20 protein-coding genes are annotated in these 18958 nt (G+C 40.1%); 14 read left to right on the top strand and 6 right to left on the bottom strand.

The window, feature by feature from the left end:
* Positions 1–191: 191 nt before the first annotated feature.
* Together JZ787_RS16105 and JZ787_RS16100 are read right to left on the bottom strand one after the other, a co-directional pair.
* Entirely contained in the window at positions 192–530 is a 339-nt protein-coding gene (locus JZ787_RS16105) for a DUF6616 family protein (RefSeq protein ID WP_346312836.1), read from the bottom strand.
* A gap of 2 nt (positions 531–532) precedes the next feature.
* Complete coding sequence (locus JZ787_RS16100; RefSeq protein ID WP_346312835.1) at positions 533–1024, bottom strand: MarR family transcriptional regulator; 492 nt, start codon at positions 1022–1024, stop codon at positions 533–535.
* A gap of 348 nt (positions 1025–1372) precedes the next feature.
* Here JZ787_RS16100 and JZ787_RS16095 point away from each other — a divergent pair, with 348 nt between their 5' ends.
* The 4 genes from JZ787_RS16095 to JZ787_RS16080 all read left to right on the top strand — a co-directional run bounded on the left by JZ787_RS16095 (position 1373) and on the right by JZ787_RS16080 (position 5275).
* The gene (locus tag JZ787_RS16095) at positions 1373–2380 is read left to right on the top strand and encodes an NAD-dependent epimerase/dehydratase family protein (RefSeq protein WP_184118522.1); all 1008 of its coding nucleotides are present in this window, start codon (positions 1373–1375) and stop codon (positions 2378–2380) included.
* A 111-nt stretch (positions 2381–2491) separates the two neighbouring features.
* A complete protein-coding gene (fumC, locus tag JZ787_RS16090; RefSeq protein ID WP_234966354.1) occupies positions 2492–3886 on the top strand; it encodes a class II fumarate hydratase in 1395 nt (464 codons plus the stop codon).
* Between the two features lie 107 nt (positions 3887–3993).
* A complete protein-coding gene (locus JZ787_RS16085) occupies positions 3994–4485 on the top strand; it encodes a hypothetical protein (RefSeq protein ID WP_004693302.1) in 492 nt (163 codons plus the stop codon).
* 187 nt (positions 4486–4672) lie between these two features.
* A complete protein-coding gene (locus JZ787_RS16080; RefSeq protein WP_183175768.1) occupies positions 4673–5275 on the top strand; it encodes a nitroreductase family protein in 603 nt (200 codons plus the stop codon).
* Between the two features lie 63 nt (positions 5276–5338).
* Here the strand turns inward: JZ787_RS16080 and JZ787_RS16075 are convergent, their stop codons facing one another.
* Together JZ787_RS16075 and JZ787_RS16070 are read right to left on the bottom strand one after the other, a co-directional pair.
* Positions 5339–5893: a thermonuclease family protein gene (locus tag JZ787_RS16075; protein WP_234966356.1), complete on the bottom strand. Its 555-nt coding sequence runs from the start codon at positions 5891–5893 to the stop codon at positions 5339–5341.
* 214 nt (positions 5894–6107) lie between these two features.
* The gene (locus JZ787_RS16070) at positions 6108–7025 is read right to left on the bottom strand and encodes a LysR family transcriptional regulator (protein WP_234966359.1); all 918 of its coding nucleotides are present in this window, start codon (positions 7023–7025) and stop codon (positions 6108–6110) included.
* A gap of 94 nt (positions 7026–7119) precedes the next feature.
* Here JZ787_RS16070 and JZ787_RS16065 point away from each other — a divergent pair, with 94 nt between their 5' ends.
* From JZ787_RS16065 to JZ787_RS16035, 7 genes are all read left to right on the top strand, one after another.
* On the top strand, positions 7120–8361 hold the full coding sequence (locus JZ787_RS16065; RefSeq protein ID WP_346312834.1) for an acyl-CoA dehydrogenase family protein: 1242 nt from the start codon (positions 7120–7122) through the stop codon (positions 8359–8361).
* A gap of 96 nt (positions 8362–8457) precedes the next feature.
* Positions 8458–9579 carry a phosphotransferase family protein gene (locus JZ787_RS16060; RefSeq protein WP_346312833.1) on the top strand — a complete coding sequence of 374 codons (1122 nt, stop codon included), beginning with the start codon at positions 8458–8460 and terminating at the stop codon, positions 9577–9579.
* The gene (locus JZ787_RS16055) at positions 9576–10274 is read left to right on the top strand and encodes a histidine phosphatase family protein (RefSeq protein ID WP_346312832.1); all 699 of its coding nucleotides are present in this window, start codon (positions 9576–9578) and stop codon (positions 10272–10274) included. The genes JZ787_RS16060 and JZ787_RS16055 overlap by 4 nt, the downstream gene beginning before the upstream one ends.
* Positions 10275–10289: 15 nt before the next feature.
* On the top strand, positions 10290–11033 hold the full coding sequence (locus tag JZ787_RS16050; RefSeq protein WP_279735151.1) for an SDR family oxidoreductase: 744 nt from the start codon (positions 10290–10292) through the stop codon (positions 11031–11033).
* A gap of 151 nt (positions 11034–11184) precedes the next feature.
* Positions 11185–11508 carry a pyrimidine/purine nucleoside phosphorylase gene (locus JZ787_RS16045; RefSeq protein WP_218288872.1) on the top strand — a complete coding sequence of 108 codons (324 nt, stop codon included), beginning with the start codon at positions 11185–11187 and terminating at the stop codon, positions 11506–11508.
* A gap of 133 nt (positions 11509–11641) precedes the next feature.
* Entirely contained in the window at positions 11642–12352 is a 711-nt protein-coding gene (locus tag JZ787_RS16040) for an SGNH/GDSL hydrolase family protein (RefSeq protein WP_346312859.1), read from the top strand.
* A gap of 30 nt (positions 12353–12382) precedes the next feature.
* Positions 12383–12976, top strand: coding sequence for a uracil-DNA glycosylase family protein (locus JZ787_RS16035; RefSeq protein WP_010326635.1), 594 nt, complete (start codon positions 12383–12385; stop codon positions 12974–12976).
* Between the two features lie 61 nt (positions 12977–13037).
* Here JZ787_RS16035 and JZ787_RS16030 read toward each other — a convergent pair whose 3' ends face one another.
* Entirely contained in the window at positions 13038–13475 is a 438-nt protein-coding gene (locus JZ787_RS16030; RefSeq protein ID WP_010326636.1) for a hypothetical protein, read from the bottom strand.
* Positions 13476–13733: 258 nt separating this feature from the next.
* Positions 13734–15287: a phospholipase D family protein gene (locus JZ787_RS16025; protein WP_346312831.1), complete on the bottom strand. Its 1554-nt coding sequence runs from the start codon at positions 15285–15287 to the stop codon at positions 13734–13736.
* 118 nt (positions 15288–15405) lie between these two features.
* On the opposite strand from JZ787_RS16025, the gene JZ787_RS16020 reads away from it, so the two are divergent.
* The 3 genes from JZ787_RS16020 (at position 15406) to JZ787_RS16010 (ending at position 18954) form a co-directional block, all read left to right on the top strand.
* Positions 15406–16521 carry an S-(hydroxymethyl)glutathione dehydrogenase/class III alcohol dehydrogenase gene (locus JZ787_RS16020; protein WP_346312830.1) on the top strand — a complete coding sequence of 372 codons (1116 nt, stop codon included), beginning with the start codon at positions 15406–15408 and terminating at the stop codon, positions 16519–16521.
* A gap of 222 nt (positions 16522–16743) precedes the next feature.
* Positions 16744–17772: an iron-sulfur cluster-binding domain-containing protein gene (locus JZ787_RS16015; RefSeq protein ID WP_346312829.1), complete on the top strand. Its 1029-nt coding sequence runs from the start codon at positions 16744–16746 to the stop codon at positions 17770–17772.
* Positions 17773–17784: 12 nt separating this feature from the next.
* Entirely contained in the window at positions 17785–18954 is a 1170-nt protein-coding gene (locus JZ787_RS16010) for an acyl-CoA desaturase (protein WP_168159614.1), read from the top strand.
* Positions 18955–18958: the final 4 nt, after the last annotated feature.

Genomic DNA, 18958 nt, shown 5'->3' with positions numbered 1-18958 from the left:
GTAAAACCTTTCCACTTTCAGATAGCGGATAAGCATTAATTGAGACACTGATAAATAAACTTTGAATAGCTACCGATTTTGTAGAGTAGAGGCTTCATATAATTTAAAGTAGGAAATGAGTATTTTTCTAAAAGAAACTTACCAATGCTTACTTGGAATTGTTTCTACAAGATGGATAGCTTGATTAAAAATCAGATACAGGTGAGTGCTTCAAGATGTTCACTAAAGCTAGTTTCCTCTCCGGCAGCATTCACATGATCGAAATAGTTATACCAACCGCTTGCTTGGATACCGTCGAGTAGAGCATTGCAAACCTCTTGATTTGGAAAGTGCCAAACAGCTAAGAATTGATGGTCACTACTTTGATCAATTTTAGAGTCAATTTGAGTGAGTGTTAGCGCTTTAACTCCAGCATCAGACAGTCCAGCCATTGCGGCTCCTACATTATTTAAATAATTTTTGCGCTCATCGAATGATAAGGCTTTCCAAGCAGAATTTGGGGTATAAAGCTCGACAAGATAGTGATTCATGATTATTCCTTATTGGTGAGGTTGTTTGAGACTTTTTCTAATAATTGGGTTAATTGTTCACGTTCATGAGAAGAAAGATTGCCAAATATGCCTGAGATCCAGCGACTATGCTGGTCAAAAACTTCTTTAGCTATTAACTTTCCTTTTGAAGTGAGTTGTATTTTTAAAGCACGACGATCCTCTGTGTCTGCTTGTCGTTCTATTAATCCTTCACGTTCTAGGCCATCAAGCAAACCAGTTACTGTTGCGCGGGTAATTCCAGCTTGTTCTGCAAGAGTTTTAGGGGCAATTCCTTCACAAGCTGCTTCAAGTAAAAATAGAAGAATGAATCGTCCTTCAGATAGACCATGAAAAGAGAGCTGATTTGCACAATCACGATCTATGCTGGAAGCAAGTGAAAGAGTCATAAAACAAAGTTGTATTCCTTCGATATCAGGCAAGTTTCTTTTTTGTGCTTCACCCAAAAGAGCTTTGTATTTTTGATCAAGATTCATTTAATTAGTTGCAATATAGTATGTTGCCTAACTATATAAAAAGAGAAAAATATTGTCAATTCAAATGCAGACTCTTTGAAAAAAATCACGTAGCAAGATTTCGAGCTACACAATTCCTTCAATAAGTATTTTCCTTTTCATAAACGATATACAGTACATAGCTACAACTGTAACACATGCGATATTCCGAACCTTTAAAATGGTGGTATAGTGCTCTTGCAGATTGGCCGACTCAAGAGAATTTTGAGTCGGTTTTTTGCGTTTAATATCTGTGGATAAGTCATTTGAAACACCATAAATACACCAATAAAACGCAACTTGCTGATTATTATAAGGAGTATGTATACAATGATTTTAGTGACTGGTGGTTTAGGCTTTATAGGCTCTCATATTGCTTTGAGCTTTATGGCGCATGGGCAAGAGGTCATTATTGTAGACAATTTATCCAATGCGAACTTACAAACTCTTGAACGATTAGAATTTATTAGTGGCATGTATGTGCCTTTTGTCAAAATTGATATACGAAATACGCCTGCTTTAAACAAAGTTTTTGAGCAGTATTCCATCGATGCAGTGGTGCATGCAGCAAGTTTCAAATCGCTTGAAGAATCTGTACTCAAGCCTTTGGAATACTATAACGATAATGTCAGTTGTATCATGAGTTTACTGCGTGCCATGCAGCGCACAGGTGTCAGAACTTTGGTTCATCTTTCAAGTCTTGCGGTCTATGGTGAATCCAGCCTACATTTAGAAGAAGATTTAGAACTGAATTACGGCTATCCAAACCCGTATATCAAATCGCAGCAAATGGTTGAAGAAATTATTCGAGATACAGCAAAAACGGATAATGAATGGAAAATTGCAATTTTAAGAATGGGCAATGTTGCTGGTGCATTTGAAAATGCGATGCTCGGAGAACTGTTCCCGCCTTTACCGAAAAATATTATTCCCCTGTTGATGCAAGTCGCTGCAAAACAGCGTGATCACATTGAGCTCAGAAAAAGTGCACAAACCACAGATCATACCGTAGAGCGTAGTTTTTTACATATCCTCGATGCCTGTGATGCGATTGCAGCTTCGTTACAATGGTTAAGCACCCAACAGTTTGCTTGCGAAGCCTTTAATATTGCAGGTCAAAGTGTGTCGATACAGCAGTTGCTTGAAAAAGTTGAAAGCGTGACGCAAAGTGATATTGCTACAGTCGATGTGGTGGATTCGCACATCGTGGAATTAGATCAGGTCGCAGCAGAGTGTAGTAAAGCGAAAAACGTTTTACACTGGCAAGCGAAACGCAGTTTAGAACAAACCCTTGAAGATGGATGGCGATTCTACCGACAAAGTCTAGATGGCCGTTAATTAAATTACTGATAACAATTATCATTTGCATATTTTTGCTTAATCATTAAGATAAGGAAAACAAGCGCAAAATAATCATTTTGCAATTCACTTAAAAAGGAAGAGGTTAAAATGCAAACACGTATTGAACATGACACGATGGGCGAAGTTGAAGTACCGAGTGAAGCACTTTGGGGTGCTCAAACTCAGCGTAGTTTGCAAAACTTTAAAATTGGCAGTGAACGTCTACCACGTCCAATGATTCGTGCCATGGGCTTAGTGAAAAAAGCAGCAGCATTGACCAATGCTGAGCTCAACCAAATTCCACAAGAATTGGCGCAATACATCGTCGGTGCTGCGGATGAAGTGATTGCAGGGCAGTGGGATAGTCAGTTTCCATTGGTAGTATGGCAAACTGGTTCAGGCACACAAAGCAACATGAATTGTAATGAAGTGATTGCCAATATTGCTAATCAGAAACTTGGCAATCCCTTAGGTGCACAAAAACCTGTACACCCGAACGATCATGTGAACCGTGCTCAGTCGACCAATGACTCGTTTCCAACGGCGATTCATGTTGCAGCAAGCATTCAAATCAATGAATTACTGATTCCTGCGGTGACACAGCTTCGAGATACTTTAGAGGCAAAGTCTCAAGCATTTGCTGACATCGTCAAAATTGGCCGAACTCATTTACAAGATGCGACACCCTTAACCTTAGGTCAAGAATTTAGCGGTTATGTTTCTCAGCTCGATCACGGCTTAAAGCGTTTACAACAAGCACTTTCAGGTTTGTATGAACTACCTTTAGGTGGAACCGCTGTAGGTACAGGGTTGAATGCTCATCCTGATTATGCAGAAAAATCAGCGGAGCAACTGGCAGAGTTGACAGGGCTGCCTTTTGTGACTGCACCAAATAAATTTGAAGCATTGGCTGGGCGCGATGCAGCAGTGTTTGCCTCAGGTGCATTAAAAACGCTTGCGGTAAGCTTGAACAAAATTGCCAATGACATTCGCTGGTTGGCAAGTGGCCCACGATGTGGTTTTGGCGAGTTACGTATTCCTGAAAATGAACCAGGCTCAAGTATTATGCCGGGGAAAGTGAATCCGACTCAAAGTGAAGCGATGACCATGGTGGTGGCGCAAGTATTAGGCAATGACACCACGATTAATGTTGCGGGTGCATCGGGTAACTTTGAACTGAATGTATTCATGCCAGTGATTGCGTTTAATTTGTTGCAGTCGATTCAGCTTTTGGGTGACGCATGTAATAGTTTTAATGATCACTGTGCAGTAGGTATTGAACCAAACCGTGAAAAAATTGACCACTTCTTACATGACTCATTGATGTTAGTTACGGCTTTAAACCCAGTGATTGGCTATGAAAATGCAGCGAAAGTTGCCAAAACAGCTTATAAAGAAGGGAAAACGTTAAAACAGGTGGCTGTAGAGTTGAACTTAGTTACGGCTGAGCAGTTTGATGAAGTGGTACGTCCAGAGCAAATGATTTCCCCAAATGTAAAATAGCCCTTGGTCCAGATGCTCAACTAAAGAGCAAATGAACATCAGCGGTTTTTATCTTTGGGCGAAGTCGGTACAATGGTCGACTAAAGATAAACTGCTGATGAGTTACCATGCTTGATATTTATTTGACAGATGTTCAGAAAAACGTGCAATTTAACGATTATCCGGGTGAACATCCTGTTAAATTTGTTTTAAATTTCAAAAAGATTTTTCCAAGTGTTATGGAGTTATTACTTCCTGTTCTACCTGAAAATGAAAATCTTGAAGAAATGACATGGGAATCAACTACGACTGACTTTGAACTTTTCAAACTGTTGTTGAGTGGTTGGGGCGTGATTGAATTACGCTTAAACGCGATCAAACAGTTTAAAGATAAAGATTTTGCCGATGCTCTAGTGAAACGTGCACAACAAAAACGCAAAGACTTTGCAAAAGCACAGCAACAGTTGAAAACAGTTGAACTTGATTATTTATTTATGCATGAGATTCATGCATTGATCGATGCAGAATTGGTTGAACTGGGTGAAAAGTTCTATTTACCCGTTCTTCGTGACTTATGGAAAAATAAAATTCCAACTCAAGTCTTAGAAGCCAAATTTTAAGTCATTCAAAAAATCCTCCAAATGGAGGATTTTTTATATCGATAGCAAAACTATGTATTTGCGAGCACAAGAAAGTATTTAAACTGCATCTAAAGCACTAAATTTTATTATTTGGTCAAATGTTGGAATTAATATTGCTTGATACATTGCGTCATCATTCACACTATAGCCGTAAGGATTTTATAATATGTCAAATCAGTTCATCGACTTAATCACAAAGCGTCGTACCATTTATGCCATTGGTAAAAAGGTCGAGCACAGCCCTGAATTTTTAACTGATTTGATTCAAACTGCCATTAAACAAAGCCCATCATCGTTCAATTCACAGTCATCTCGGGCGGTAATTTTATTTAATGCGGAACATGAAAAGTTCTGGACTTTTGTGGCTGAAAAACTGAAGTCTTACGCTAAAGATGAAGAAAGTGCGGCTAAAACAACGGCAAAAATGGCCAGTTTTGCAGCAGGTGTGGGAACAGTTTTATTTTTTGAAGATTTAGATGTAATTCAGAACCTACAAGAGCAATTTCCATCTTATGCTGAAAATTTCCCAGTATGGGCAGAGCATTCAACTGCAATTGCACAGTTTGCAACTTGGACTGCATTACATACCTTAGGTTTAGGTGCATCTTTACAGCATTACAATCCAATTGTAGATGAAGAAGTCCATGCTGAGTGGGATGTGCCTGCAAGTTGGAAACTGCGTGCACAACTGGTCTTCGGTTCCGTTGAGGGCGAAGCTAAAGAAAAAGGCTTTGTGGATGATGCTGTACGCTTTAAAGTCTTCAAATAATCAATGAAAAAGCCGCTCTACACGATGGAGCGGCTTTTTTTAGGCTTAGTTTTTACAGAACGACTACTTCTTCATTTTGCGGTAGTCACTCGGGCGAATAGGGCGGGTGCCGCGCCATAAACCTTTCTTATGCTTTTTCGCATGACTTTGTAAAGCATTCATATGTTTCAAATGCTTTTTATCCTTTATATAGTCCTCATAGACCCATGCTGCACCACGTTTGACCATCTCTTCATTCATACTTCTTCGAAAACGATAGATTTCACCTACACAACGACCGTAACGATCAATGTCTGTAATGCGAACACGAACCACTTTCCGATAAACCATTTTTTTGATTAAGCGTTTAGATTCAGGCCCATAGCTTTGAGTCGACTCAGGCGCATCAATATAGGCAAAGCGTAATTTGGTTTCAGAGCGTCGAAAGTTAAAGCGATAACATATTAGCGTATCACCATCACTTATAGCCGTAATTCGACACCAATAGGTTTTACCTTTTTTAAAAGGATGGAGAAATTGGCTGAGAGCATTTTGTATTTTATAAAAAATAAATACCAGTATCAGGCAAAGGACGAAGCCAATACCGATGAGCCAGCTATTGGACAGGTGATCAAACATAGAGGAGAGCAATGGAAAATAAAAATATCAAAAAGACATTGTATGGTAGATACACTATTTAAAATGCTTTAAGTGATCTCAAGTGTTTATTTTTCATAACAAAATAGATGTTTAATTAAACAAGTAAACTGGAACAAACTTTTAACAAAATAAAAAAGCCAATAGCTAGTTTATTTAGAAATAGCCTAAGCAACTTTATGAGATATAAAATAGCCTAAGCGAAAATTTTATAAATTTCGCTTCTTAAAAAAAGATGTCTTTTATTTTCCATTAAATTTTTATGCCAATAAATTCCAATATTCATTTGCGGTAGTTTCACAGGAACATCAAAAATATTGAGTAGAGGGGAAACATGTAAATGGCTCAAAATATTTTGAGGAATCGTTAAAATTGCATTGGGATATTGCTCTAAAATTTGTAGCGCAGTGGAATAGTGCTGACAACGCAAGAAAACCTGCCTAGACAGTTGCTTACGATTTAAATGAACATCTTCAATTAAAACACCAGTACGCCGCGAAGATACACCAATATGCGGTGCAGCCAAATACAATTCAGCATTGATTTGCTGGAGCTGAGTACAAGCCACAAACTGGTCTTTGACCAAGCTCTCAAATTGAATTTTATCGCCAAAGTTTTGTTCCAAATCAATCACAAAATCAATTTGTTGAGAAACTAAATCAGCATCTACTGTTTTACGGTCCAGCTTACTACTCATAAACTGAATACTTAGTCCAAGTTTCTGAAAGTGAGCGACTAACTTTGGGAAAACAATCGGTTCGATTTCATCATGAATCGCAATTTTTAGACTTTGAACCATATTCGGGTCGAAGCTTTGCTGCTGCATGGAAATACTTTGAATCGCAATTAAAGCATTTTTAATAATCAGGTAATTTTGTTCTGCAAAAGGTGTTGGAAGCATTTGGCTGCCTGAGCGCACAAATAAATCATCCTTTAAATGGCTACGTAGACGCTGCAAGGCATGACTGGCAGCAGACTGCGTAATCGACAAGATTTGAGCTGCTTTAGAAATACTTTTTTGCTCATAAATTGCAATAAAAAGCGGGTATAAATTGATATCGATGCGATGAAAAAGCCCCATATCAATGGGTGACTTACTATGAATACTGTTCATGCTGATCTATAAAATAAAATCATTTTGTTCATATTAGTTTTTAGGTTATGTTGATGTAAAGCGAAAATATCAAAATAGATCGAAGGAAGCAGCCATGTTTGAACTTTCAGCACGTGCTCAAGATTATGTAGAACGTACCAAACAATTTATTCAAAACGAAATTGAGCCGATCGAAACTGACTTTTGGCATGAGGTACATGAACTGAACCAAGGTGGCGACTGGACCAAATGGCAGTGGCCTGCACAACTTGAAACGCTCAAAGCCAAAGCAAAAGCTGCGGGTTTATGGAATATGTTTTTGCCATGTCCTGAATTGGGTCAAGGTCTATCGGTTCAAGAGTATGCTCATATTGCAGAACTCACAGGTCGAAGTCTTCTTGCGCCGACCGTGTTTAACTGTAATGCGCCTGACAGTGGCAACATGGAGGTATTGTGGCGTTATGGCTCTGAAGCTCAAAAGCAAGAGTGGCTTACGCAGCTTTTGGATGGAAAAATTCGCTCTGTTTTCTGCATGACAGAGCCTGCCGTTGCTTCATCTGATGCGACCAATATGCAAGCAACAGCCGTGATCGAAGGTGACGAAATTGTGCTAAATGGCCGTAAATGGTGGTCTTCAGGCTTAGGCGACCCCAATGCCAAAATTATTATTTTTATGGCGCATACACCAGATGAAACGAAAGATCGTCATCATCAACACTCGATGGTTCTAGTGCCTGTTGAAACGGCTGGAGTCACAATAGAACGAATGTTACCAGTCTTTGGTGACTACGATGCACCTCATGGTCACGGCGAAATTAGCTTTAGTAATGTTCGTGTTCCTGTTTCCAACTTTATTGGTGGTGCAGGTCAAGGTTTTGAAATCGCCCAAGGTCGTTTAGGGCCGGGTCGTATTCATCACTGTATGCGCTGCATTGGTGCTGCGGAAAAATCTTTAGAGTTGATGATTGATCGCGGCATGAGTCGTACTGCATTTGGCAAAGAGATTTTAAAATTAGGCGGAAACCTAGAGCGCGTGGCTGATGCACGTGTTGCAATTGATCAAGCACGTTTATTAACCTTGTATGCTGCGTATAAAATGGATACTTTAGGGAATATGGCAGCGTTAACCGAAATCTCTGCAATTAAAGTCGTTGCGCCAAGTGTGCTTGAAAAAGTGGTCGATATGGCGATTCAAATTCACGGCGGAGCAGGTGTGTCGCGTGATACGCCTTTGACAGGTTTCTTCGCTCAAGCACGTTCACTGCGTTTGGCCGATGGTCCAGATGAAGTGCATAAAGGCATGATTGCAAAATTAGAACTGGCAAAACGTGGCTATAGTACGCGTCGTAAAAAATAATAGAGGAGAAGATCATCTCTTTAATTCATTGTTTTGAAATAAAAATAGATGATCTTCTAAGTTATAAAGAAAAGATTGAGAGTTTGGGAAAAAAGAATGTCAGCGATTGATGTAGGTGGAACAGTTCGGGCGGGTGAAGAACTGGATGCTGTAGCCGTAGAAAACTGGCTCAAAGCACAAGGTGTCGATCTACAAGGGCAGGTTGAAGTCACGCAATACTCAGGCGGTGCATCTAACTGGACGTATAGATTGAAATACGACAATGTCGATCTAATTCTACGCCGCCCACCCAAAGGTACCAAAGCTAAATCTGCACATGACATGGCACGTGAATATCATGTGCAAAAGAATTTAACCCCTTTTTATCCTGTACTTCCCGAAATGGTTGCATTGTGTCAGGACGAATCTGTTCTTGGCTGTGACTTCTACGTGATGAAACGTGTAGAAGGCATTATTCCACGTGCCAACTTACCGAGAGAGCTAGATTTTAAAGAAGCCCAAGTTCGTGAGTTGTGTATCAATGTGATTGATAAACTGATCGAACTTCATCAAGTCCCTTACCAAGGCACAGAGCTTGAGAACCTTGGCAAAGGTGATGGTTACTGCCGTCGTCAAGTGGAAGGTTGGGACGCTCGTTTTGAAAAAGCCAAAACCATTAATGTCCCTTCATTTAAATATGTACGTAAGTGGCTTAAGGATAATATTCCAGAAGACTCAAAAACTTGTGTAATTCATAACGATTGGCGTTTTGATAATATTATTTTAGATCCGAATCATCCGACACAAATTATTGGTGTCTTGGATTGGGAAATGGCAACGCTCGGTGACCCACTGATGGACTTAGGTTCGGCCTTGGCATATTGGGTTGAAGAGTCGGATAGTGCACTTTTTAAAGCGACACGTCGTCAACCGACAAATCTTAAAGGCATGTTCACACGTAAAGAAGTGGTCGATTATTATTTAGAAAAAACGGGTTTAGACGTCGAGAATTGGACCTTTTATGAAGTCTTTGGCATTTTCCGTTTAGCCGTGATTGCCCAACAAATTTATTATCGCTATCACCATAAACAGACCAATAACCCAGCTTTCAAAGATTTTTGGATTTTAATTCACGCTCTCCATATTCGCGCACTTAAATTGATTGGTTTACAGAAAATTGAAGCCAATGAAGTTGCTCAAAAATACATTGTTAAAATGAAGGAAATATTAGGCAAATGACCACTATTTATTTCATTCGCCACGGGCAAGCATCTTTTGGTGCAGAAAGTTATGATCAACTTTCTCCCAATGGTGAACTCCAAGCCAAAATTTTGGGTCAATATTTTGATCAGATCTTAAAAGAAGCGCCTGTAGTGGTGTCAGGCTCCATGCAGCGACATCAGCAAACGGCATGTATTTCTTTGGCTGAATGCTTTCCTGAAGTAGATGTCTTAACAGATTCTGCATGGAATGAGTTCAATCATCAGCAAGTCTTTGCCCATTACGAACCGCGTTTTAACGAGCCACATTTACTAAAAGCCGATGTGGCTAAAGAGTCGAACCCACGTGCATATTTGGCCAAGATATTTGAAGGGGCAATTGAACGCTGGACAGGGGGCGACTATCACCATGAATACGATGAATCATGGCCTGAATTTAAAAGTCGAATTGAAGTCGCTTTACAAGATTTGTGTGATGAATTGGCTCAAACCAAACCGCGCTATGCTGTGGTGTTTACTTCAGGCGGTGTAATTTCAGTGGTTGCAGGTAAGCTGTTGGACTTAAGTCCAAATAAAACCTTTGCGCTAAATTGGGCCATTGCCAACAGCAGTATGACCACATTACGACTGGTGGGCAATGAACCGCAGCTTTTAAGTCTAAATGAACATCATTTTATTAAAGCCGAAAACTCAAACTTACTGACATGGATCTAAGGACAGGATTAAGACATGGCTAAAACAATTTTAATTACAGGGGCAAGTTCTGGCATTGGTGCAGGTATGGCACGTGAATTTGCACAAAAAGGCTATAACTTGGCGATTTGTGCACGACGCTTAGATCGCCTTGAAAGTTTAAAGCAGGAACTTGAGAGCAAGTACGGAATAAAAGTCATCCCTAAAGTTTTAGATGTGACCAATTACGATCAAGTGTTTGAAGTCTTTCGTGCATTTAAACAAGAATTTGGCCGTTTAGACCGTGTGATTGTAAATGCTGGAATTGGAGATGGGCGTCGAATTGGCAAAGGGAGCTTTGCGATTAATAAAGCCACGGTTGAAACCAACTTTATTTCGGCTCTAGCGCAGTGTGAAGCCGCAGTCGAAATTTTCCGTGAGCAAAATGCAGGACATTTGGTTGTTATCTCATCTATGAGTGCAGTTCGCGGGATGCCAAAACATTTGACAGCGTACGGTGCAAGTAAAGCGGGCGTTGCACATTTGGCTGAAGGCATTCGTGCAGAACTGCTCAATACCCCAATCAAAGTCACGACTATTTTTCCTGGCTATATTCGTACAGAAATCAATGAGGGTGCCAAACCGCTACCTTTTGAAGTCGACGAAAAAACAGGTTCACGACTGTTGGCCGCAGAAATTGAAAAAGCGCCTGTAAAAGCCTATGTTCCTAAATGGCCGTGGTTACCACTTGGTTTAGCAATGAAAATTTTACCGCTGAAATTGGTCAATAAACTGGGTTAATGATTGAAATAAAAAGGCTGAATTCAGCCTTTTTATTTTTAACTATGCCACTGCCTTCTAAACACACGTTGCTATTTCCAGATGATCATTTGAGTGCATTCATGAGTTCGTCATAAACTCGAGGTAGCATTGAAGAAAAAAGGTGATCAAGATGTCCACACAATTCGACTTTGTTTCAGTTAGAAAAAAGCCCAATGTTCATTTTGGTGGGCGCTCAATTAGTCATGTTATTCAATGTGAAGATGGTTCACAAAAGACCCTTGGGGTTATTTTGCCTACAGATCAACCACTGACTTTTGAAACGCATGTCGCGGAGCATATTGAAATTGTTTCAGGTCAATGCCAAGTTAAAATTGGGCTACAGACTGAAATGAGTCTGTATCATGCAGGTGAAAGTTTTGATGTTCCTGCCAACAGTCGCTTTAGTATGATGGCAAGTGAAGTCGTAGATTATATTTGTCACTTAGAAAAATAGCCGAAGACAAAGACTTAAAATGGCTACAACAACATTAATTCTTGATTTCTGAAGAATATTTAAGTCTGTGTATCGGTGCAATTCAACGTATACTATTTTCATCTCTTAGCTAGCTTAGACCCAGTCATTGAATATACGATTAAAAATTTATACGCTGGCTTTGATTCCAGTCATTTTTTTTCAGGGCTATGCCGTCAAAAAAAATACACCAAGATTGGCTGAACCCGAAGGAGAGCGCATTGGACAAAAAGGCGTGGGTAAGTCGCTTTCCTTGCTCATTTTGGGGGATTCAGCGGCGGCTGGTGTTGGTGTAAATGTTCAAGATGATGCGTTATTGGGTTCAATTTTAAAAGAACTGTCATCTGAGTTTAGTATTCAATTTTATTTACACGCAACGACGGGATTCACCACAGATCAGGTCATTCAGTCCATCCAAACGCTTGAGACACAGCATTTTGATGTCATCATTACTTCTGTGGGCGTAAATGATATTACAAAATTTACATCGCCGCAGGCTTGGATCGCAAAACAGAAGCAGCTTTATGACATACTCAAACATAAGTTTAGTCCACAACTAACAATTGCATCAGGTGTACCACCGATGGATCAGTTTCCTGCACTTCCAAACCCACTTGCATGGTTGTTCGGTCAATATGCCAAAGCGATGAACTTAGAATTAGGCCAATTTGTCGCACAGCAAAATCAGATGGAGTGGGTAGAGTACGATCTAAAGAAGTTTTTGGCTTTAAACTTAGTTATGGCCGAAGACGGTTTCCACCCTAGCAAAGAAATTTATCAATTTTGGGGTAAACAAGTGGCTAAAAAAATACGCCAATCTTTTTAAAATTCAATAAAGACAAATTTTCTATAGCTTATGACACATTCAGTTGAAATTGAAAAACACCCACTTAAACCGTTCCTCCCAGCTAATGCCAAATTATTGATGCTGGGCAGCTTTCCACCGCCTAAGGCCCGTTGGAAAATGGACTTTTACTATCCAAACTTTCAAAATGATATGTGGAAAATATTTGGTCTGTGTTTTTTCCAAGATAAAAATTATTTTCTCAATATCGAGCAGAAGACATTTAAAGAACAACAGATCCGTACATTTTTAAATGAACGGGGCATTGCGATTTTTGATACGGCCTATGAAGTGATTCGCCAAAAAGGCAATGCTTCAGATAAGTTTTTGCACATTATTACCCCAACCAATATACAACATTTACTTGAACAAATGCCCGATTGTCATAGTGTGATGACCACTGGCGATAAAGCTACTGATACGCTCATGCTGTCTATGCCTACAGGTACGTTAAAACCACAAATTGGCATGAAGTCCGAGACACATTTTGCTGGACGAGACCTGAGGCTTTATCGGATGCCATCTTCTTCTCGTGCCTATCCTTTGGCTTTAGAGAAAAAAGCTGAGGCTTATCAAAACTTATTTTCTGAAATAGGCTTACTTTAGGTAACTTTTGGGATTATCCACATGACTGAATCTTCCAACCATTCGTAGATAGTGGTCTGTTTTAGTCTTCGTACTCAACATAGTCCCAGAGATTAAGCCGCGCTTTAATCTGTTTACGTAGTTGCGGCAGCATAGGAAATAAGGTTCCATCAATCCAAAGGCTGAGTGCACCTGCCGAAAGTGGTTGTTGCGATTCATCGATCAATTGAGCACCTTTCACCAAAACAAAAGTCTCTTCACTTGCAGCTGTTTCGATCCCTTTAAACTGAACCAAAAGTTCATGGCCTGTATCTTGGATTTGCCACTCCAGTTCAATTTGGATATTTTGATTGGATTTTAAAACGACTTGTCCTTCAACCATGTCATTGTCAACCAAGCAGTCATGTTCTACACGCACTTTACTTAGAAACCATTCTTGTCGAGCAAGATCTTCTAGTGTTTTGTATGGGGTTAAAATATTGCTGAGATTAAACTGACGACTTAAATCAAAAAATTGCATTACTAAACTTTATAAAGGAGAGATAAAAAAGAAGGGCTGCATGTTAAATCAAAGTGTGTACTGAGTAAAACCTTTCAAGTCCTTGAATGAATTTAGATATGAAATCCAATTATTCTGTTCGAGTCTTATATTCAATGGCGTTTATTAAGAGTAGTAATAGCTAAAGCATTTTTAAGCTGAGCCTAAAAACAAAGCAACTCAGCCTAAACAGAAAGCTATCTTACATTAGAGAACATGGATAGCGTCATTCACCTGTAATTACATCATCCATTCAATGGGTAGGTATGACACGGCTTTCATCATAAAACGCTGAAATTTTGTAGTTTCGGGTTCTTTTTGATGTTCAATCACAGTTCCATCTTTTTGATGTTCAAGCCAAATGATATCGCCTTGAGGATTAAGCTTTAACTCATATGCAATATGCGGGAGAAATTCATCTAACTTGTGTGAGATTGCATTTTGCAATTGATCTGACTCCACCACTAAGCCCACTTCTGTATTTAAATGGGCTGAGCGTGGGTCAAAGTTAAACGAACCGACAAAGACTTTTCCGTCTATATCAAAAAATTTGGCATGGAGCCGTGAGGAACTTCGACCTTTAGCTGGAATCACATGGCCAGTTACCACTTCATACCATGTGTATTTCTCTCGTTCGATATAAGGTTTAAACTCATACAGTTTGACACCATTTTCGAGCAAGCCACGGCGATATTTTTTATAAAATGCATGCACAATGGCAACATCATTAGCCAATAACGAATTGGTTAAGACCCGAACTCGAGTTCCATTTTTTGCCAAATTGGAGAGATAGTCGGCACCTGCTGTAGTTGGAACAAAATATGCGGAGACCAACTCCATATGCTTTTCAGGCTTGCCCATCAAATCGAACATTTGTTTGACAATGATTTCATCAGGCTTTGCTTCACCACGAATTTTATTGGGAGAATCGGCAATGAAATGAGCCTTTGCCCAGTTAACAGGATGTTTGGTTAGCTCTGAATCGACTTGTATACGAGCCAAATCAATTTTCTGTTCAATCACATTTTTATCTAAGGCATCTGCCTCATAGTGCTGTTTTAATTGAGCCAGTTCTTCTTTTGTTCCACGGCCCACTAATTGAGGAATAGCATAACTGAGATCATCATTCCAGAAACTTAGAAATACGCTATTGGCATGTTCTACAGCTTGCCCATAAAACAAAATGTCCAAATCGGTAAATTGGAATTTTTCACTGGCATCAAAGTATTCACTGCTGATGTTACGACCGCCAGTTACCGCAATTGCACCATCAGCAATGATCAGCTTGTTATGCATACGATGGTTAATGTGATTGAAGCGAAAAGCATAATCAATCACACGTAAATGACGGTATTTGTAAGGGTTAAATAATTTGATTTCAAAGTTGGGATGAGCGGTCAGCTTTTTGAGAGTTTCATCAAGTGCAGTACCGTTTTGGTCATCAATCAATAAGCGTACTTTCACACCACGATCTGCAGCATTTAATAGTTCATGCAACATCATATGGCCTATAAAGTCATCTCCCCAAATATAGTATTGGACATCTAGACTGTGCTTCGCCTCTCGTATCAAATGTAAGCGTGAGGCAATGCTCATAAATGCTTCATCTAGAGCTAAATAGGCCGTAAGTCCCTGTTTTTGCTGTACAGACGCATCTTGACCATTAAGCCAATGCTGTGCATATATCTCTACAGGGTCTGAAGGCTTAGCTTGATTGGGGGCGAGTTGACATCCCGCCAATGTTAAAACGGTGCTCAGAAAAATCAGCGGTCGACAATGAGTTGGTATCGGCATATTTATTTTAAAGACCTAATTTTTATACGTTATATATTTCACATGTTATAGGTTGAAACAGAGAATAAAAAGCGGTTACTGTAGCGCATCTGTTAAAGACCTGTTAAGGATAGCGAAAATGAAATCACGTGCAGCTGTTGCCTTTGGACCTGGACAACCTCTGGAAATTGTAGAAATTGACGTTGCTCCACCGCAAAAAGGTGAAGTTTTAGTCAAGATTACTCATACAGGTGTATGCCATACCGACGCATTTACTTTATCTGGTGATGATCCTGAAGGTGTTTTTCCAGCAGTTTTAGGCCATGAAGGTGCGGGTATCGTAGTTCAGGTCGGTGAAGGTGTAACCAGCGTTCAGCCGGGTGATCATGTTATTCCACTGTATACAGCTGAGTGTGGCGAGTGTTTATTCTGTCAGTCAGGCAAGACCAATCTATGTGTTGCAGTTCGAGCTACGCAGGGCAAAGGTCTGATGCCCGATGGTACAACGCGTTTTTCCTATAATGGACAACCGATTTATCACTACATGGGCTGTTCAACATTTTCTGAATATACCGTTGTCGCAGAAGTGTCTTTGGCTAAAATCAATCCAGATGCTAACCCTGAACACGTCTGTCTATTGGGTTGCGGCGTGACCACTGGTTTAGGTGCAGTCAAAAATACAGCTAAAGTACAAGAGGGTGATACTGTTGCAGTCTTTGGTTTAGGTGGTATTGGTCTAGCAGTTGTACAAGGTGCAAAAAAAGCCAAAGCCAGCCGTATTATTGCGGTTGATACGAACCCTGACAAATATAAATTAGCAGCAGAATTCGGAGCAACTGATTTTGTAAACCCAAAAGATCATGAGCGCCCTGTACAGGAAGTCATTGTTGAAATGACGGGTTGGGGGGTTGATCACTCATTTGAATGTATTGGTAACACTAATGTTATGCGTTCAGCACTTGAATGTGCACACCGTGGTTGGGGTCAGTCGGTGATTATTGGCGTGGCGGGTGCAGGCCAAGAGATTTCAACGCGTCCATTCCAACTGGTCACTGGCCGTACCTGGAAAGGGACAGCTTTTGGTGGTGTAAAAGGTCGTTCGCAACTGCCTGGTATGGTTGAAGAAGCCATGACTGGCGACATTCGTTTAGCTCCATTTGTTACGCATACCATGGGTCTCGACAAAATCAATGAAGCCTTTGACTTAATGCATGATGGAAAATCAATCCGTACAGTGATTCATTTTGAAGACTAATTCGCTGTAATATGTTTAAAAAACCAAGCTGCGGCTTGGTTTTTTTTTGCTTGAAGAAAAGTGAATTGGCAAAACTGTTCATATTGTTAGACAAAAATGATAAAAAATGTCAATTCGTTAGATTTTGTCCTTTTATGACATAGTCGAAAATAGGTTCTCACCTTATCTTGATGTCTCAATAATGCACACTTGTATAAAAATAAACTAAAGCAGAGGGTGACTATGGGAAAGCATGTTGAATACCGTCCTGAATGGGTACGCGAAGATTTCATCGATTTTCTGGCTGAAAAAGTAAATCCGCTATGGGCATGGAAAAAAGCCAAAGCGCGGATTGTTGCAAAGCATCACTTATCAGATGACTTCGTGTACATGCAGTTACAGCCAAATCATCATTTTAAAGCAACCGACTATCAAGCTGGGCAAAGTATCTTAGTGACAGTACTCATTGCTGGTGTACGTTGGCAGCGCAGCTATTCGATTGTCGAGATTATAGAAAATGGCAATCTTGTGATTGCTGTCAAGCAACAGGGCAAAGTTTCAAATGCACTCACTCAACAGCCTGTAAAAAGTGTAGTTGAAATTTCCCAAACGCAGGGCGAATTTGTTTTAAAAAGTCAGCCTCACTCTGCACTGATGATTGCCTCGGGAAGTGGTATTACCGCAATTTATGCATTGATTAAAGCAGCATTGAAACGCCCACAAACAGTTTCCAATTTCGATCTCATTTACTTTACGCGGGATGATGCCTTTCATACAGAACTGCAACAACTTACTGAACATTATCCGCAGTTTAAATACCATCATGTAAATACCTTGCTGGATAAACAACATCTGAGCCTAGACTTGCTTAGCCAAAAGGTGGAAGGTTTTGAACAACGTGAATGCTATGCCTGTGGTGCTGCCAATATGATGCAAAGCCTGACAGAAATTTATCAGGCTTTAGACTTAGTTGACCATCTGCATACCGAATACTTTCAAATTGTTGTCGATCATACTCAGAGCGCTCAAGTGGTCACGTTTCAACGTTCGCAGCAACAGTTTCAAGCTCAAAGCAATTTATTAGACAGTGCAGAACAGGCGGGTTTACGTACCGCGCATGGCTGCCGTATGGGCATTTGTAATACTTGTTCATGTACTAAAGTTAAGGGTGTGGTGCGGAATCTGCTCACAGGCGAGCTTGATCAAAACAATAACACACAAATTAAATTATGCATTTCACAGGCGGTTAGTCCTGTTGTAATCAACCTTTAAGAAGGTATAGATATGAATCTTCCCGTTTATTTTAGTGAAAGCAGTAAATCCAAATATTTAAGTCCTGCACAAGTCGAAGAGTTTGGTGCGAAAGTTGAAGCGATCCGTCGTGAAGTGATGGAAAATCTCAATGAAAAAGATGCTGAGTATATTTACAAAATCCGAAATTTTGTGCGTTATAGCGAAATAAGCGCACGTGCAATGCTGATGTTTGCAGGATGGCTGCCTCCAGTATGGCTTTTGGGCACAGGTTTATTAGGGGTATCTAAAATCGTAGAAAATATGGAGCTTGGGCATAATGTCATGCATGGTCAGTTTGACTGGTTAAATGATCCGAGTCTCAATGGGGCAAATTATGATTGGGATACTATGGCCACAGGCCCCGACTGGAAACATACGCATAATTATATCCACCATACCTACACCAATATTGTTGGTATGGATCATGATGTCGGCTATGGCTTAGTCCGTGTGAGCGATGCACAGGTCTGGGAACCTCGTTTTTTGCTGAATCTGCCTTTAGCTGCACAGTTGATGGTGTTTTTTGAGTGGTATGTTGGTATACAAAATCTGCATATAGAAGATGTGGTGGCCTATAAAACAAAAACTTGGCGTGAAGTTTGGGTAGAGTCATATGATTTTAGGCAGAAAATGAAACGCCAAGTGATTAAGGACTATGTCTTTTTCCCCATGATTGCTGGGCCAAATGCACTGCCAGTTTTTGCAGGAAATGCAGTAGCCAATGTTATTCGTAGTTTATGGGCATCCGCGGTGATTTTTAATGGTCACTTTACTGAAGATGCTGAAAACTTTGAAATGGACAATATTGACAATGAAACACGGGCCGAGTGGTATCTGCGCCAAATTCGAGGCTCAAGTAATTTTAGTGGGACACAGGCCTTGCATATCTTAAGCGGGAACTTGAGTCATCAAATCGAACATCATCTTTTCCCGGACATGCCAGCCAATCGCTACGCACAAGTCGCACCCAAAATTAAAGCACTGTGTGCAGGGTATGGAATTCATTACAATGAAGCGAGCTTTATCAAACAGTTTTCATCTGTTTGGGTGAAGTTGGCTAAATACTCGCTGCCAAATGAATGTTATGAAAAAAGTGACCCTACACAGTCTTTTCTGAAACACAATTTGAGTTTATTGAAGAAAAAAATCGTTAAATCATAGCTTG

It is taken from the genome of Acinetobacter sp. BWR-L5, assembly GCF_039655985.1.
Classification (GTDB): domain Bacteria; phylum Pseudomonadota; class Gammaproteobacteria; order Pseudomonadales; family Moraxellaceae; genus Acinetobacter; species Acinetobacter johnsonii.
This window is presented reverse-complemented; position numbering and strand designations above follow the sequence as displayed.

Coding starts and splice junctions, on each gene's coding strand:
- JZ787_RS16080 (WP_183175768.1), top strand. CDS start 4,673: ATGTCAAATCAGTTCATCGACTTAATCACAAAGCGTCGTACCATTTAT.
- JZ787_RS16020 (WP_346312830.1), top strand. CDS start 15,406: ATGAAATCACGTGCAGCTGTTGCCTTTGGACCTGGACAACCTCTGGAA.
- JZ787_RS16035 (WP_010326635.1), top strand. CDS start 12,383: ATGACACATTCAGTTGAAATTGAAAAACACCCACTTAAACCGTTCCTC.
- JZ787_RS16100 (WP_346312835.1), bottom strand. CDS start 1,024: ATGAATCTTGATCAAAAATACAAAGCTCTTTTGGGTGAAGCACAAAAA.
- JZ787_RS16070 (WP_234966359.1), bottom strand. CDS start 7,025: ATGAACAGTATTCATAGTAAGTCACCCATTGATATGGGGCTTTTTCAT.
- JZ787_RS16025 (WP_346312831.1), bottom strand. CDS start 15,287: ATGCCGATACCAACTCATTGTCGACCGCTGATTTTTCTGAGCACCGTT.
- JZ787_RS16085 (WP_004693302.1), top strand. CDS start 3,994: ATGCTTGATATTTATTTGACAGATGTTCAGAAAAACGTGCAATTTAAC.
- JZ787_RS16075 (WP_234966356.1), bottom strand. CDS start 5,893: ATGTTTGATCACCTGTCCAATAGCTGGCTCATCGGTATTGGCTTCGTC.
- JZ787_RS16095 (WP_184118522.1), top strand. CDS start 1,373: ATGATTTTAGTGACTGGTGGTTTAGGCTTTATAGGCTCTCATATTGCT.
- JZ787_RS16050 (WP_279735151.1), top strand. CDS start 10,290: ATGGCTAAAACAATTTTAATTACAGGGGCAAGTTCTGGCATTGGTGCA.
- JZ787_RS16015 (WP_346312829.1), top strand. CDS start 16,744: ATGGGAAAGCATGTTGAATACCGTCCTGAATGGGTACGCGAAGATTTC.
- JZ787_RS16105 (WP_346312836.1), bottom strand. CDS start 530: ATGAATCACTATCTTGTCGAGCTTTATACCCCAAATTCTGCTTGGAAA.
- JZ787_RS16055 (WP_346312832.1), top strand. CDS start 9,576: ATGACCACTATTTATTTCATTCGCCACGGGCAAGCATCTTTTGGTGCA.
- JZ787_RS16060 (WP_346312833.1), top strand. CDS start 8,458: ATGTCAGCGATTGATGTAGGTGGAACAGTTCGGGCGGGTGAAGAACTG.
- JZ787_RS16010 (WP_168159614.1), top strand. CDS start 17,785: ATGAATCTTCCCGTTTATTTTAGTGAAAGCAGTAAATCCAAATATTTA.
- JZ787_RS16030 (WP_010326636.1), bottom strand. CDS start 13,475: ATGCAATTTTTTGATTTAAGTCGTCAGTTTAATCTCAGCAATATTTTA.
- fumC (WP_234966354.1), top strand. CDS start 2,492: ATGCAAACACGTATTGAACATGACACGATGGGCGAAGTTGAAGTACCG.
- JZ787_RS16065 (WP_346312834.1), top strand. CDS start 7,120: ATGTTTGAACTTTCAGCACGTGCTCAAGATTATGTAGAACGTACCAAA.
- JZ787_RS16045 (WP_218288872.1), top strand. CDS start 11,185: ATGTCCACACAATTCGACTTTGTTTCAGTTAGAAAAAAGCCCAATGTT.